Source organism: Pseudokineococcus marinus, from assembly GCF_013004605.1.
Classification (GTDB): Bacteria; Actinomycetota; Actinomycetes; order Actinomycetales; family Quadrisphaeraceae; genus Pseudokineococcus; species Pseudokineococcus marinus.
In genome coordinates this window covers 1-14467 of sequence record NZ_JABEMA010000046.1, presented here as the reverse complement: position 1 = coordinate 14467, position 14467 = coordinate 1, and the positions used below count along the sequence as shown (strand labels likewise).

14 protein-coding genes and 2 tRNA genes are annotated in these 14467 nt (G+C 75.8%); 13 read left to right on the top strand and 3 right to left on the bottom strand.

Annotated elements, in window-relative coordinates; genetic code table 11:
* From HLB09_RS05265 to HLB09_RS05240, 6 genes are all read left to right on the top strand, one after another.
* A partial coding sequence (locus tag HLB09_RS05265; protein WP_171202354.1) for a DUF721 domain-containing protein occupies positions 1-463 on the top strand: 463 nt, incomplete at its 5' end.
* Positions 464-990: 527 nt separating this feature from the next.
* On the top strand, positions 991-3027 hold the full coding sequence (gene gyrB / locus HLB09_RS05260; protein ID WP_171202358.1) for a DNA topoisomerase (ATP-hydrolyzing) subunit B: 2037 nt from the start codon (positions 991-993) through the stop codon (positions 3025-3027).
* 458 nt (positions 3028-3485) lie between these two features.
* The gene (gene gyrA, locus HLB09_RS05255; protein ID WP_171202357.1) at positions 3486-6215 is read left to right on the top strand and encodes a DNA gyrase subunit A; all 2730 of its coding nucleotides are present in this window, start codon (positions 3486-3488) and stop codon (positions 6213-6215) included.
* A complete protein-coding gene (locus HLB09_RS05250; protein ID WP_322790040.1) occupies positions 6212-6760 on the top strand; it encodes a DUF3566 domain-containing protein in 549 nt (182 codons plus the stop codon). The genes gyrA and HLB09_RS05250 overlap by 4 nt, the downstream gene beginning before the upstream one ends.
* A gap of 160 nt (positions 6761-6920) precedes the next feature.
* Positions 6921-6994 (top strand) — tRNA-Ile (locus HLB09_RS05245).
* A gap of 29 nt (positions 6995-7023) precedes the next feature.
* Positions 7024-7096 (top strand) — tRNA-Ala (locus tag HLB09_RS05240).
* A gap of 326 nt (positions 7097-7422) precedes the next feature.
* Here HLB09_RS05240 and HLB09_RS05235 read toward each other — a convergent pair.
* Positions 7423-8172 (bottom strand): hypothetical protein, encoded by a 750-nt coding sequence (locus HLB09_RS05235; RefSeq protein ID WP_171202353.1) that lies wholly within the window; start codon positions 8170-8172, stop codon positions 7423-7425.
* Between the two features lie 225 nt (positions 8173-8397).
* Between HLB09_RS05235 and HLB09_RS05230 the strand changes: the two genes are divergently transcribed.
* From HLB09_RS05230 to HLB09_RS05220, 3 genes are all read left to right on the top strand, one after another.
* Positions 8398-8925 (top strand): peptidylprolyl isomerase, encoded by a 528-nt coding sequence (locus HLB09_RS05230; RefSeq protein ID WP_171202352.1) that lies wholly within the window; start codon positions 8398-8400, stop codon positions 8923-8925.
* Positions 8922-9833: a rhomboid family intramembrane serine protease gene (locus tag HLB09_RS19790; RefSeq protein ID WP_171202351.1), complete on the top strand. Its 912-nt coding sequence runs from the start codon at positions 8922-8924 to the stop codon at positions 9831-9833. The genes HLB09_RS05230 and HLB09_RS19790 overlap by 4 nt, the downstream gene beginning before the upstream one ends.
* Before the next feature lie 187 nt (positions 9834-10020).
* Positions 10021-10377: a hypothetical protein gene (locus HLB09_RS05220; RefSeq protein WP_171202350.1), complete on the top strand. Its 357-nt coding sequence runs from the start codon at positions 10021-10023 to the stop codon at positions 10375-10377.
* Positions 10378-10564: 187 nt separating this feature from the next.
* Here the strand turns inward: HLB09_RS05220 and HLB09_RS05215 are convergent, their stop codons facing one another.
* On the bottom strand, positions 10565-10861 hold the full coding sequence (locus HLB09_RS05215; RefSeq protein ID WP_171202349.1) for a cell division protein CrgA: 297 nt from the start codon (positions 10859-10861) through the stop codon (positions 10565-10567).
* A 119-nt stretch (positions 10862-10980) separates the two neighbouring features.
* On the opposite strand from HLB09_RS05215, the gene HLB09_RS05210 reads away from it, so the two are divergent.
* The 4 genes from HLB09_RS05210 to HLB09_RS05195 all read left to right on the top strand — a co-directional run bounded on the left by HLB09_RS05210 (position 10981) and on the right by HLB09_RS05195 (position 13595).
* A complete protein-coding gene (locus HLB09_RS05210; RefSeq protein WP_171202348.1) occupies positions 10981-11730 on the top strand; it encodes a DUF881 domain-containing protein in 750 nt (249 codons plus the stop codon).
* Between the two features lie 182 nt (positions 11731-11912).
* Positions 11913-12668: a class E sortase gene (locus tag HLB09_RS05205; protein WP_322790039.1), complete on the top strand. Its 756-nt coding sequence runs from the start codon at positions 11913-11915 to the stop codon at positions 12666-12668.
* Positions 12665-12892, top strand: a complete 228-nt coding sequence (locus HLB09_RS05200; RefSeq protein ID WP_171202347.1) for a hypothetical protein — start codon at positions 12665-12667, stop codon at positions 12890-12892. Before HLB09_RS05205 ends, HLB09_RS05200 begins: the two co-directional genes overlap by 4 nt.
* 67 nt (positions 12893-12959) lie before the next feature.
* Positions 12960-13595: an aminodeoxychorismate/anthranilate synthase component II gene (locus tag HLB09_RS05195; RefSeq protein WP_171202346.1), complete on the top strand. Its 636-nt coding sequence runs from the start codon at positions 12960-12962 to the stop codon at positions 13593-13595.
* A 40-nt stretch (positions 13596-13635) separates the two neighbouring features.
* On the opposite strand, the gene HLB09_RS05190 is transcribed toward HLB09_RS05195, so the two are convergent.
* Positions 13636-14467 (bottom strand): PASTA domain-containing protein (locus HLB09_RS05190; protein ID WP_171202345.1); only part of this gene is annotated, 832 nt, incomplete at its 5' end.

Below are 14467 nucleotides of genomic sequence, written 5' to 3'. Positions count from 1 at the left end.
CGTCCTGCCGGGGGCCCCGGGCAGCGGCGGGAAGAGCTCGGACCAGCGCCGCCGCGAGGAGCGCCGCCGCCGCGGCACGGCGATGTCGGGCGCCGGGCCGGACGACCGCGACCCCCAGACGGTGGGCCGCAGCGTCGACCGGCTCGTCGGCGAGCTGGGCTGGTCGGCGCCCGTCGCCGTCGGCGGCGTCGTCGGCCGGTGGGAGCAGGTCGTCGGCCCCGAGGTGGCGGCCCACGCGACGCCCGAGCGCTTCGCGGACGGCGTCCTCGTCGTCCGCGCCGACTCGACGGCGTGGGCGACCCAGCTGCGGCTGCTCGAGCCGGTGATCGCCCGCCGCCTCGACGAGGAGCTCGGCGCCGGCGTCGTCGTCAAGCTGCAGGTCCGCGGCCCCGGCGCCCCCTCGTGGCGGCGCGGGCCCCGCCGGGCGCCCGGCGGCCGAGGACCGCGCGACACCTACGGCTGAGACCGCCGCCCCGCACCGCCCCGACCGCCGACACGGGAGCCGGTCCCCGCGCTCCGGCGCTCCAACGGGCGCACCGCCCGGCCCCGTACCCCCCGTCCAGACCGGCCCCCGACCCGCTCAGCGCGGCGCTGAGGGCCCGTCCGGCGGTCCGGCGTCCCGGACGGCGGCCGTCCGCGGGGTAGACTCGCCGTGATCAGCAGGGCTCTCGCGCACGCGCGCGCCGGCGCCTGCGCAGCACTCCGCGGAGGGACCCCCGCCTCGTGACGAGCACCGGACCTGAGGGCGCGCCCGACCCCACCTGGGAGACCGACCCCACGGCCGCGCCGTCGGCCCCGGGCGCTCCCGCCCCGCACGGCACCCCCGCCCACGAGGGCGCCGCCACCGGCCCGGACGCGGGCGTCCAGGACCGCGAGCGGCTCGAGCGCGACGACGTCGCCGCCGCCGAGCACGTCGCCCCCGTCAGCCAGGACGGCGACGGCCTCGACCCCACCACCCGTCCCGAGGAGGCCGCCTCCCTCGCCTCGCAGGTGAAGGAGGGCAGCTACGGCGCCGACGCCATCACCGTCCTCGAGGGCCTCGAGGCCGTCCGCAAGCGCCCCGGCATGTACATCGGCTCCACCGGCGAGCGCGGCCTGCACCACCTCGTCTACGAGGTCGTCGACAACGCCGTCGACGAGGCGCTCGCCGGCTACTGCTCCCACATCGAGGTCGTCCTGCGCGCCGACGGCGGCGTCTCGGTCACCGACGACGGCCGCGGCATCCCCGTCGACGTCCACGCCACCGAGGGCCGCTCGGCCGTCGAGGTCGTCCTCACCGTGCTCCACGCCGGCGGCAAGTTCGGCGGCGGCGGGTACGCCGTCTCCGGCGGCCTGCACGGCGTCGGCGTCTCCGTCGTCAACGCCCTCTCCGAGCGCCTCGACGTCGCCGTCCGCCGCCAGGGCCACGTCTGGCGCCAGAGCTACCGCCTCGGCGTCCCCCAGGCGCCCCTCGAGCGCGGCGAGGAGACCGACGAGACCGGCACGACCGTCGTCTTCTGGCCGAGCGACGAGGTCTTCGAGACCACCGTCTTCGACTACGAGACGCTGCGCGGCCGCTTCCAGCAGATGGCCTTCCTCAACAAGGGCCTGACCATCAGCCTCGCCGACCAGCGCGACGGGCGGGGCGACGGCGGGGGCGCCGACGAGGGCGAGGAGGCCGGCGAGACCGGCCCCGACGCGCCCAGCGGCGCCGAGGGCACCGACGTCGCCGACGACGGCGCCCGCCGCGGCGTCACCTACCGCTACGACGGCGGCCTCGTCGACTACGTCACCCACCTCAACGCCTCGAAGAAGGTCGACGTCGTCCACGACGAGGTCATCTCCTTCGAGAGCGAGGACGCCGAGCGCCAGATCGACGTCGAGATCGCCATGCAGTGGACGGGCGCCTACTCCGAGAGCGTCCACACCTACGCCAACACCATCAACACCCACGAGGGCGGCACCCACGAGGAGGGCTTCCGCTCCGCGCTGACCTCGCTCGTCAACCGCTACGCGCGCACGAAGAACCTGCTGCGCGAGAAGGACGACAACCTCACGGGCGACGACATCCGCGAGGGCCTCACCGCCGTCATCTCCGTCAAGCTCGGCGAGCCGCAGTTCGAGGGCCAGACCAAGACGAAGCTCGGCAACACGATCGCCCGCACCTTCGTCCAGCAGGTCGTCAACACCGAGCTCGGCGACTGGCTCGAGCGCAACCCCGGCCCCGCCCGCGAGGTCATCCGCAAGTCCATCCAGGCCTCCGCCGCCCGCATGGCCGCCCGCAAGGCCCGCGAGGCGACCCGCCGCAAGGGCCTCCTCGAGTCCGGCGGCATGCCCGGCAAGCTCCGCGACTGCCAGTCCAAGGACCCGGCCCGCTCGGAGATCTTCGTCGTCGAGGGCGACTCCGCCGGCGGCTCCGCCGTCCGCGGCCGCAACCCGGAGACCCAGGCGATCCTCCCCATCCGCGGCAAGATCCTCAACGTCGAGAAGGCCCGCCTCGACCGCGCCCTCGGCAACAAGGAGGTCCAGGCCCTCATCACGGCCTTCGGCACCGGCATCGGCGAGGACTTCGACATCGCCAAGCTCCGCTACCACAAGGTCGTCCTCATGGCCGACGCCGACGTCGACGGCCAGCACATCGCGACCCTCCTGCTGACCCTCCTCTTCCGCTACATGCGGCCCCTCATCGAGGGCGGCCACGTCTACCTCGCCCAGCCCCCGCTCTACCGGCTCAAGTGGACCCAGGGCGAGCACCAGTACGTCTACTCCGACCGCGAGCGCGACGCCATGATCAAGGAGGGCACCGCCGCCGGCCGCCGCCTCCCCAAGGACAACGGCGTCCAGCGCTACAAGGGCCTCGGCGAGATGGACTACTCCGAGCTCTGGGACACGACGATGGACCCCGACACCCGCACCCTCCGCCAGGTCACCATCGGCGAGGCCGCGGGCGCGGACGAGATCTTCAGCATCCTCATGGGGGAGGACGTCGAGTCGCGCCGCTCCTTCATCCAGCGCAACGCCAAGGACGTCCGCTTCCTGGACATCTGAGCGGTGCTGGTCCACGTGGAACGTCTGCTCGGGGCCGGGTGCCTCTCGGCTGGGGGCGCCGGGCGCCGGACCCGCCGAGGGCACTGGCTACGCACCCGCGCTGGGCTGCTGCCCAGCACGGATGCTCGCCTGACGTGCCCCCGGCGGGTCCGCCCCCCGGCGCTCGTGCACGTCGCCCGGCCGCAGGCGACCTCCCTCGTGGCTCCGGTGCTGCGGTCCGGTGTCCGGGCGCGGACGTCGTCGGCGGGCGGGAGCCGGAGCGGCCGGCTCGCCGAGATGGGTCTCACGCACCCGACCACGAGGGACACGGCCGCGGCGACGGCGACCTCCGCAGCAGCACAGACCCCGACGGTGCCCCAGCACGTGCACCGCCTCCTCGACGAAGGACTGACGTGAGCGAGACGACGCCCCCGGGCCCGGAGACCGACCGCATCGAGCCGGTCGACCTGCAGCTCGAGATGCAGCGCAGCTACCTCGACTACGCGATGAGCGTGATCGTCGGGCGCGCGCTGCCCGAGGTGCGGGACGGGCTGAAGCCCGTGCACCGGCGGGTGCTCTACGCCATGTACGACGGCGGCTACCGGCCCGACCGCGGGTTCAACAAGTGCAGCCGCGTGGTCGGCGACGTCATGGGGCAGTACCACCCCCACGGCGACAGCTCGATCTACGACACCCTCGTGCGGCTGGCGCAGGACTGGACGCTGCGGTACCCGCTCGTGCAGGGGCAGGGGAACTTCGGGTCGCCCGGCAACGACCCGGCCGCGGCCATGCGGTACACGGAGTGCCGCCTGGCGCCGCTGGCCATGGAGATGGTCCGCGACATCGACCAGGACACGGTCGACATGGGCCCGAACTACGACGGGCGCACCGAGGAGCCGGTGATCCTGCCGAGCCGGTTCCCCAACCTGCTCGTCAACGGCAGCGCCGGCATCGCCGTCGGCATGGCGACGAACATCCCGCCGCACAACCTCCGCGAGGTCGGGGCGGGCGTGCAGTGGTTCCTCGAGAACCCGACGGCCAGCCGCGAGGAGCTGCTCGAGGCGCTCCTCGAGCGCATCAAGGGCCCCGACTTCCCGACGGGCGCGCTCATCACGGGGCGCCGGGGCATCGAGGACGCGTACCGCACCGGGCGCGGGTCCATCACGATGCGGGCGGTCGTCGAGGTCGAGGAGATCGCCGGTCGCACGTGCCTCGTCGTCAAGGCGCTCCCCTACCAGGTCAACCCCGACGACCTGGCGCAGAAGATCGCCGAGCTCGTCCGGGACGGGCGGATGGCCGGCATCGCCGACATCCGCGACGAGACGTCGGGCCGCACCGGCCAGCGGCTCGTCATCGTGCTCAAGCGCGACGCCGTCGCGAAGGTCGTCCTCAACAACCTCTACAAGCACACGGCGCTGCAGCAGAGCTTCGGCGCCAACATGCTGGCGCTCGTCGACGGCGTGCCGCGCACGCTGTCGCTCGACGGGTTCGTGCGGCACTGGGTGGACCACCAGATCGAGGTCATCGTCCGGCGCACGCGCTACCGGCTGCGGCAGGCCGAGGAGCGGGCCCACATCCTGCGCGGGCTCGTCAAGGCGCTCGACGCGCTCGACGAGGTCATCGCCCTCATCCGGGCGGCGGCGACGGTCGAGGTGGCGCGCGACGGGCTCATCGAGCTGCTCGACATCGACGAGCTGCAGGCCCGCGCCATCCTCGACATGCAGCTGCGGCGCCTCGCGGCCCTGGAGCGGCAGCGGATCGTCGACGACCTCGCCGCGCTGGAGCTCCAGATCGCCGAGTTCCGGGCGATCCTCGAGAGCCCGCAGCGCCAGCGCGACATCGTCTCGGCCGAGCTCGCGGAGATCATCGAGAAGTACGGCGACGACCGGCGCACCGAGATCATCCCCTTCGACGGGGACATGTCGGCCGAGGACCTCATCCCCGAGGAGGAGGTCGTCGTCACGATCACGCGCGGCGGGTACGCCAAGCGCACGCGCACCGACGCCTACCGCTCGCAGCGGCGCGGCGGCAAGGGCGTGCGCGGGACGGCGCTGCGGGGCGACGACGTCGTCGAGCACTTCTTCACGACGACGACGCACCACTGGCTCCTCTTCTTCACGAACCTCGGGCGCGTGTACCGGGCGAAGGCGCACGAGCTCCCCGAGGGCTCGCGGGACGGGCGGGGCCAGCACGTGGCCAACCTCCTGGCCTTCGCGCCGGGCGAGCAGATCGCCCAGGTGCTCGACATCCGCGACTACGAGCAGGCCCCCTACCTCGTGCTGGCCACGCGGCGGGGCCTCGTGAAGAAGAGCCGCCTGTCCGACTACGACTCCCCGCGCGCCGGCGGCCTCATCGCGATCAACCTCCGCGGGGCCCAGACGGCGGAGCTGGGCGTCGCGGCCGACGGCGACGCCGAGGCCGACGGCGAGCCGGCGGCGGCGGTCGCGGTCGGCGGGGACGAGCTCGTCTCGGCCGTCCTGGTCGAGGCGACCGACGACCTGCTCCTCGTGTCCCGCAAGGGGCAGTCGCTGCGCTTCACGGCGACCGACGAGGCGCTGCGGCCGATGGGCCGGGCGACGTCCGGCGTCACGGGCATGCGCTTCCGGGAGGACGACGACCTGCTCGCGCTCGGCGTCGTGCCCGAGGGCAGCCGGCGCGAGGTCTTCGTCGTCGTCGAGAACGGCACGGCCAAGCGGACCCCCGTGGACGCCTACCGGGTCCAGGGCCGCGGCGGCTACGGCATCAAGGTGGCACGGCTGGCCGAGCGCGGCGGCGACCTCGTGGGGGCGCTGCTCGTCGAGGACGGCGACGAGGTGCTCGTCGTCATGGGCCGCGGGCGCATCGTGCGCAGCCGGGTCGACGAGGTGCGTCCGACCGGGCGCGACACGACGGGCGTCCGCTTCGCGACGCCGGACGACGGCGACGCCATCATCGCCGTCGCCCGCAACGCCGAGCGGGTCATCGAGGACGAGGTCGCGGCGGCCGACGCCGAGGGCGTCGCGCCGTCCGACGGCACCTCCACGGGAGGGTCACAGGTCGGCGACACCGGGGGCGCCGCGCGCGGGGACGCCGGTGCGGCCGGTGGTGATGGCGTAGCGTCCGCCGTCGAGGCAGGCCCCGGCGGTGGGACCGACGACGACGCCGAGGGCGACGTGGACGACGACGCCGGGGACGACGGGGCGGACGACGACCGAGGGAGTGGCGCGTGAGCGCGAGCGAGGCGCGGACCCAGCAGTCGACCGCCGGGGGTGCTCGCGCGACGTCCGCGGAGCGCAGCGCCGACGGCGGCGAGCAGCGCATGCCGGGCGAGGCCCGCACGGGCCAGCAGCGCCCGGCGGGCGGCGCGGGCGCCACGACGGCGGAGGGGCGCCGCGCTGGCGCCCCCGCGGGCAGCACCCAGCGGCGGGTGCGGCTGAGCGTCTCGCGCATCGACCCGTGGTCGGTGCTCAAGCTCTCCTTCCTCCTGTCGGTGGTCATCGGCATCGCCGTCGTCGTGGCCGCGGCGGCCCTGTGGACGGTGCTCGACGCGGTCGGCGTCTACGACAGCGTCAACAACGTCATCAGCGACTTCACGGGGACGGGCGGCGTCGACGTCACGACGTACGTGGGCTTCTCGCAGGTCGTCTCGGCCGCCACCGTGCTGGCCGTCGTCGACGTCGTGCTCCTCACGGCGCTCGCCACCCTGGGCGCGGTCGTCTACAACGTCGCCTCCGCCCTCGTCGGCGGGCTCCGCGTCACGCTGACCGACGACTGACGTCAACTCACCGAGGTGGGCCGGCCGGGGCACCCCGGTCCGGCCACCCCGGGGACGGCGGCGGGGTGGGGCGCCCGCCGTTCGCGCCTCACCCTGGTGCTGGGGTAACCTCCCGGCTGCACGGCGCGACCACTCCCGGGTGGTGGCGCCGCGGCGTCCCGGGCCTATAGCTCAGTCGGTTAGAGCGCTTCCCTGATAAGGAAGAGGCCAGAGGTTCAAGTCCTCTTAGGCCCACCGCTGGCGCCCCTGCGCCGGTCGCCCCCGGGGGCGTGGCGCAACTGGTAGCGCACCTGCTTTGCAAGCAGGGGGTTAGGGGTTCGAGTCCCCTCGCCTCCACCCCGAGCCCTCGAGGGCTGCCCCACGAGAGCCCCGGACCCCCGCGGTCCGGGGCTCTCGTCGTCCCGCCCGCGCCTCCACCACCGTTCCCGCCCCGAGTCGGTCTCCACGTCCGCAGACCGTGCCGTCCTCCCCGGGTGGTCGGAGGGACGACATGGCCACACGTCGCCTGCGGGGCTCGGTGGGGTAGGGCGACATGGCCACACGTCGCCTGCTGGTCGGGGCGGTGCAGCGGTGCGACGGGGCCGCACGCCACCGCCCGGGGGCGGACGCACGACGGCCCGCCCCCGGTCGGGAGCGGGCCGTCGGTCGGGCTGGAGCCGGGGTCAGGACGAGCTGCCGCCCTGCTTCTCCTCGGCCTTCGCCTGGGTCTTGTCGATGTTCTGCTGCGCCGCGTCGGCGGCCTTGTCGGCCGCCTCCTTGACCGAGGCGGTGGCGGACGCCGTCGCCGAGCGGGCCTTGTCGCCGGCCTCGGCCGGGGACGTCGAGCCGCTGGTCGAGGAGGACGCACCGCCCGGGGCGCCGGAGTACGCCGAGCCACCGGTGCTGGCGGCCCACGGGTCCTGCGAGGGCTGCGAGGAGCGCCACGCGGCGTAGGCCGCGCCGCCGGCCGCGCCGAGGACGCCGAGGACGAGGAGGACCTTGCCGACCCCGCCGCTGCGCTGGTTGCGCTTGGCCTTCTTCTCGACCTTCTTCAGCGACTTCTGCTGCTTCTTCAGCGAGCCCTTGACGGGCTTGTAGGCCTCGTCGACCTTGTCCGACGCCGCGCCGGCGGCGGCGTTGAGGGACTCGACGATGCGGGGCAGCAGGTCGTCGACGAGCTTGTCGTGCGCGGCGTCGACCGCCGGCACGAGCCCGCCGGCCGCCGCGGCCACGCGCGGCGCCGTGACCTCGAGGCTCTTGTCGCGGGCGCGCTCGTAGTGGGGCGTCGCCCAGTCGCGGGCCGCGCCCGCGTAGCTGGTGGCGCTCTTGCGCGCGGAGTCGGCCGCCGGGCCGACGCGGTCCTTGAGCGCGGCCGTCTGGTCGCGCAGCTGCTTGGCCGCCTTCTCGCTGCGGGTCTTCGTCCCGAAGTGCACGCGGTCCTCCTTGCGGGTCAGGGCCACCGCCGGGGAGGGCGGTGGCAGGTGGCTGCGGTGGTGCGCGGGCCGTGCTGGCGCCGGCCGCTGGTGCTCGGTTCGGTCCTGTCCGGCCGCCGCCGCGGACGGCGGACGTGTCGGTGGATCATCCTGCCCTCCGCGCGGCCCGCGCGCCGCTCGGGGACGGCGATCGTCGCGCGCGAGCCCCCGTGGGAGGATCGCCGCATGTTCGCGACCCTGCACACGTCCGTCGGTGACATCCGCGTCGAGCTCTACGAGGACCGCGCCCCGAAGACCGTCAAGAACTTCGTGGGCCTGGCCACCGGGGAGCAGGAGTGGAGCGACCCCCGCACGGGGAAGCCGTCCTCCGAGCCCCTGTACTCCGACGTCGTCTTCCACCGCATCATCAGCGGCTTCATGATCCAGGGCGGCGACCCGCTGGGCACCGGCACCGGCGGCCCCGGCTACACCTTCGACGACGAGATCCACCCGGGTCTCGACTTCACGCAGCCCTACGTCCTCGCCATGGCCAACGCGGGCACCCGCGGCGGCAAGGGCACCAACGGCTCGCAGTTCTTCATCACCCTGGCGCCCACCACCTGGCTGCAGGGCAAGCACACGATCTTCGGCGCCGTCGCCGACGACGAGTCCCGCGCCGTCGTGGACGCCCTGGGCGCGGTGCCCACCGGCGCCGGCGACCGCCCGCGCGAGGACGTCGTCCTGCGCAGCGTCGAGGTCGAGCGCTCCGCGTGAGCACCGCCGGTCCCGGCTCGCCGGGTGCGCCCGGCGAGCCGGACCGGCCCGGCGCGGGTGACCAGCACGGCCCCGGCGGTGGCGCCGGGGTGCCCGTCTGCCCCCGCCACCCCGACCGCGAGTCCTACGTCCGCTGCCAGCGCTGCGGGCGCCCGACGTGCCCGGAGTGCCAGCGCGAGGCCCCGGTCGGCGTCCAGTGCGTCGACTGCGTCGCGCAGGCCCGGCGCGAGGCCCCCACCGTGCGGACCGCCCTGGGCGGGCGGGCCCGCGGCGGCCGGCCCGTCGTCACGCTCACGCTCATCGGGGCGTGCGTGGCGATGTACGTCCTGCAGATCGCCAGCGGGAACGTCGTCACGAACCTCCTGGGCTTCTGGCCGCCCGCCGCGGGCGCCGAGCCCTGGCGCTACCTCACCTCGGCCTTCCTGCACTCCCCGGGCGGTCTGCTGCCGCTGCACCTGCTGCTCAACATGTACGTGCTCTACGTCGTCGGCCCGCCGCTGGAGCAGCTGCTCGGCCGCGGGCGCTTCCTCGGCCTGTACCTGCTGAGCGCCTTCGGCGGCTCGGTCGCCTACCAGCTGGTCTGGGCGGTCTTCGACACCCAGGCGCGCCTCGCCGTCGGCGCCTCGGGGGCCGTCTTCGGCCTCTTCGGCGCGCTGCTCGTCGTGCAGCGCCGCATGCGCGTGCCGGTCGGTCAGATCGGCGTGGTCCTCGGCATCAACCTCGTGCTGTCCTTCGTCATCCCTGGCATCGCCTGGGAGGCCCACCTCGGGGGCCTGGCGACCGGCGCCGCGGCCGCCGCGCTGCTCGTGCGCGCCCCCCGCCGGCCCGCCGCCCAGGCCGCCGGCCTGGCCGGCCTGGCCGTCCTGTGGGTCGCCCTCGCCGTCGTCGCGACCCTCCTCCGCGGCTGACGCGCCCGCCGGGACGCCTGACCGCCCGCCTGTCCACAGGCGCTGTCCCCAGCCTGGGGACGGCTCGTCGTCGACGTCGGCTCGGTCACGACGGCGCCGGGAGCCTCGACGCCCGGAGGACCGCCGCTCGAGGTCCCCGCCGACGGTCCCGACGCCGGGCCCGACCCCTCCGCGACGGGAGGTGCCCGTGGCCGGCGCAGCCCGCACCACCGTGGTCCTCGAGCCCGCCACCAGCTCGCCCGCCGTCGGCGTCGACGGCGCCCTCCCCGACGGCGCCCTCCCCCTCCCCGACGGCGCGGCCGACGAGACGCGGTCGCTGCTGCGGCGCGCCGCCGACCTCGACGGCCGGCGCGTGCGGCTCCAGGTGGGCGGCTGTGACCGCGTCGACCCCCTCGTGCGCCGGTGCCCCGCCGAGGAGGCGCGTCGTCCGGCCCTGCACGGCCGGCGGCTGGTGCGCCCTGACCCGCCCGGCCTCGTCGGTCTCGTCGGCCTCACGGACGACCGCGGCCCCACCGGCGTCGAGGGTGCCGCCGACCGCCCGTGACCCGCTGACCGGACCCTCGGGAGCACACCTGTGGACGGCCACCTGTGGACGACCGCGGGGTTCTCCACACTGTGGAGAACTCCTGGGGACGAAGCACACGCGTGTGGTTCCGCTGCTCACAGCCCTGGGTCGCACCAGGGCCGCGGCCTGGGACCGCGGGCCGTGAGCCCGCTGTCCACGGGGCGGATCAGCGCCAGCGGGTCGTCATGAGGAAGCCGACGAGGACGATCGCGAAGCCGGCCACCAGGTTCCAGCTGCCGATGCCGGGCACGGGGAAGCGGTTCTCGGTGACGTACCAGACGACGATCCACGCCAGGCCCAGGACCATGAGGCCGAGCATCACCGGCACGTACCAGCGGGGGTTGGGGGCGGCGGGGCGCGCCGTCCGGGTGCCCCCCACGGGGCCGTCCGGGGTGCGGGCGGCGGCGCCCTCGGGGGTGCGGGGGGCCGTCTTGCGACGTCGTCGGCCTCGGGACTCCGGCATCGGGGGCTCCTGCGGTCGGGGGCGGTGGCGTGCTCGCCCCCCGCGTCCGCGCCCGGTGGCGGAGGTCGCCTCCCGCGGCGCCCGGCGCGGGCGGCGGAGCGGTGCGTAGCCTAGTGGCCGTGGGGGAGCGGGCACGGGAGGGACGGCGCCGGGGCTCTCGTGCGCGCTCGCGCGCGGGCACCGCGGCCGTGACGGCGGTGCTGTGCCTCGCGGGACTGCTCTTCGCCACGAGCGCCGACACCGCCGACGGCACCGACCTGCGCCAGGAGGACGAGGACCTGCGCGCCGTCGTCGCCGACGAGTCCCACCGGGTCGCCGTGCTCGAGGAGCGGGTCTCGGCGCTGCGCGCCGGCGTGGAGGAGCTGTCGGGCGACGAGGTGCCGGGAGCCGGGTCCGCGGCGGCGGACGCCCTCGCCGTGGCGAGCCAGACGGCCCCGGCGGCCGGGGAGGGCCTCGTCGTCGTCCTCGCCGACGCGCCCCGCGAGACCTCCCTGGCGCCCGGCTACGCCCTGCAGGACACGGTCGTCCACTCCCAGGACGTGCAGGCCGTGGTCAACGCCCTGTGGCAGGGCGGCGCCGAGGCCATGGGCGTCATGGACCAGCGCGTCATCGCCACGACGGCGGTGCGCTGCGTCGGCAGCACCCTGCGCGTCCAGGGCCGCTACTACCCGCCGCCGTACCGCATCGAGGCCGTCGGCGACCCCGAGGAGCTGCGCGCGGCCCTCGAGTCCTCCGCGCAGGTGCAGCTGTACCGGGCGGCCGCGCGCGACCTCGGCCTCGTCTACGACGTCTCCGAGGACGACCTCGAGCTGCCGGCGTACGGCGGCTCGCTGCGCATGTCCTACGCGAGCGTGCCGCCCAGCGCCTGACCCGGCGTCCCGTCGTCGGTCCCCTGCTCCTCGTCGGTCCCTGCTCCTCGTCAGCCCTGCTCCTCGTCGGCCCTGCTCCAGGGGGCGACCTGGCGTGCCGATGGTCCGGGCGAGGACGGCGCCCCGCACGGTCGCCGTCCGATGACGGACGGCGGGCATCACGGAGGGCGGGGAGGGCGCGCGTGGCGGCAGCGGTGGTCGTGGTGGGAGGTGCTCCCCGGGAGCGGCCGTCGGTCCCGGCCGTGGTCGCCTCGCTCCTCGGCGAGCTGCTCGTCACCGCCGGGGTCCTCGTCCTGCTCTTCACCGCCTGGCAGCTGTGGTGGACCGACGTCGTCGCCGACCGCGAGCAGGCGGTCACGACGGCGGCGCTCGTCGACGACTGGCGCAGCCTCGCCGACGGGCGCCCCGCGCCCCCCGTCGCCGCGGCGTCCGCCGTCCCGCCCGCGCTCGCCGACCCGGCCCCGGGCGCCCCCTTCGCCCTCGTCCACGTGCCGCGCTTCGGACCGGACTGGGACCCGCGCCCGGTCGTGGAGGGCACGTCCGTCGACGACCTCCAGGCGGGCGTCGGCCACTACCCCGGGACGGCGCTGCCCGGTGAGGTGGGCAACGTGGCGCTGGCCGGGCACCGCAACACCTACGGCCGGCCCTTCCACCAGATCGCCGAGCTGCGCCCCGGCGACCCCGTGGTGCTCGAGACGGCGGAGGGCTGGTTCGTGTACCGCGCCACGACGGCCGAGGTCGTGCCGCCCTCGCAGGTCGAGGTCGTCGCGCCCGTGCCCGGCGACCCGTCGGCCGTCCCCGTCGAGAGGCTCCTCACCATGACCGCCTGCCACCCCATCGGGTCGGCCCGGGAGCGCTACGTGCAGCACGCCGCCCTCGACCGCTTCGTGCCCCGCGCCGCCGGCGCGCCGGCCGAGCTCGCCGGCGGGGCCGCGTGAGCGTCTACGGCGCCCTGTGGCGCCGCCTGCCGGGCCCCACCGCCGTCCGCGTCCTCCTGGCGCTCGCGCTGGCGCTCGCCGTCGTCGCCGTCTGCTTCCGGTGGGTGTTCCCCGCGGTCGCGCCCTCCGTACCCTGGAACAGCGGGACGGTCGAGGTCGCTGCACCGACGGCCGCACCCGTGCCGGCAGCACCCGCACCACCGGCAGACCCACCACCGTCCTAGCCGCCCGCCGCCACCGTGCTCGGGCCGGCCGGGTCGGCCCCGACACCGGACCCCGGAGCGCCCCGCCATGAGCCCGTCCTCGCGCAGGATCCTCGTCGTCGACAACTACGACAGCTTCGTGTGGACCATCGTCGGGTACCTGCAGCAGCTGGGCGCGGAGTGCGAGGTCGTCCGCAACGACGAGGTCGGCGCGTCCGCGGTCGAGGAGGTCGACGGCGTCCTCGTGTCGCCCGGGCCGGGAGCGCCCGCCGACGCCGGGTCGAGCCCGGAGCTCGTGCGGGCCTGCGCCGCGACGTCGACCCCCATGCTCGGCGTCTGCCTCGGCCACCAGGTGCTCGCCGAGGTGCACGGCGCCGTGGTCACGCACGCCGAGGAGCTCATGCACGGGCGCACGAGCGAGGTGCACCACGGCGGCCGGGGCGTCCTCGACGGCCTGCCGGCGCCCTTCACGGCCACGCGCTACCACTCCCTGGCCGTCGTCGACGCGACGGTGCCCGACGAGCTCGTCGTCACCGCCCGCACGCCGGGCGGCGTCGTCATGGCGCTGGAGCACCGTGACGCACCGCTCTACGGCGTCCAGTTCCACCCCGAGTCGGTGCTGACGCAGGGGGGCCACCGCCTGCTCGCCAACTGGCTCTCGGTGTGCGGCGACGAGGGGGCGCCCGCCCGCTCGGAGGGCATGGCGCCGCTCGTGCGCCGGTAGGGCGGGGCGCCGCTCGTGCGCCGGCAGGGCGCCGCCGGGGTCAGCCCTCGGTCGGGGTCGGCGTGCCCGTGGGCTCGGGCGTCGTCGGCTCGGGCGTGGTGGGCTGGGGCGTCGTCGGCTCCTCGGTGGGCTCCGGCGTCGTCGGCCCGTCGGTCGGCTCGGCCGTCGTGGGGGCCTCGGTCGGCGTCGGCTCGGGCGTCGCCGTCGGCGTGGGCGGCGGGGGCGTGGCCACGACGAGGACGACCGTGGAGCCCTGCGGCACGGGCCCGGCCCCGGGGTCCTGCCCCACGACGGTGCCCTCGGCCGCGTCGCTCTCGGTGAACCGGACGTCGGACTGCAGCTGCAGCGCGCTGAGGGCCTGCTGCGCCTCCGTCTGCGGCAGCCCGCGGTAGTCGTCGATCTCGACGGTGCCGTCGGAGACGACGAGGTCGACCGCGGAGCCGGGCGCGGCGCTCGCCCCGGACGAGGGGTCGCTCGTGAGGACGACGCCCTCGGGCGCGCGCGGGTCGGGGCGGCGCTCGACGTCGCCGACGCGCAGCCCCGCCGCCGCGAGGTCGGAGGCCGCCTCCCCCTCCGTGCGCCCGGCGAGGGCGGGGACGGCGACGGCCGTGGGGCCGGTGGAGACGACGACGGTGACGGTGCTGCCGCGGGGGGCCGTGCCGCCGGCGCTCGGGTCCTGCTCGGCGACGCGCCCCTCCGACACGTCCTCCGACGGCGCCGACTCCTCGGCGTAGGCGAGGCCCGCCCGCTCGACGGCCGCCCGCGCGGCCTCGGCCGTGCTGCCGACGACGTCGGGGACGGTCGCCGTGGGCGCCGGGTCGTCGCCGGTCAGGCGGGGCACGAGCACCGCCGCCAGCGCGACGAGGGCCAGG

What these genes read in the sequence shown, in the direction of transcription:
- gyrA (WP_171202357.1), top strand. Translation starts at nt 3,486, where the DNA reads ATGCAGCGCAGCTACCTCGACTACGCGATGAGCGTGATCGTCGGGCGC.
- HLB09_RS05215 (WP_171202349.1), bottom strand. Translation starts at nt 10,861, where the DNA reads ATGCCGGAGTCCCGAGGCCGACGACGTCGCAAGACGGCCCCCCGCACC.
- HLB09_RS05195 (WP_171202346.1), top strand. Translation starts at nt 12,960, where the DNA reads ATGAGCCCGTCCTCGCGCAGGATCCTCGTCGTCGACAACTACGACAGC.
- HLB09_RS05230 (WP_171202352.1), top strand. Translation starts at nt 8,398, where the DNA reads ATGTTCGCGACCCTGCACACGTCCGTCGGTGACATCCGCGTCGAGCTC.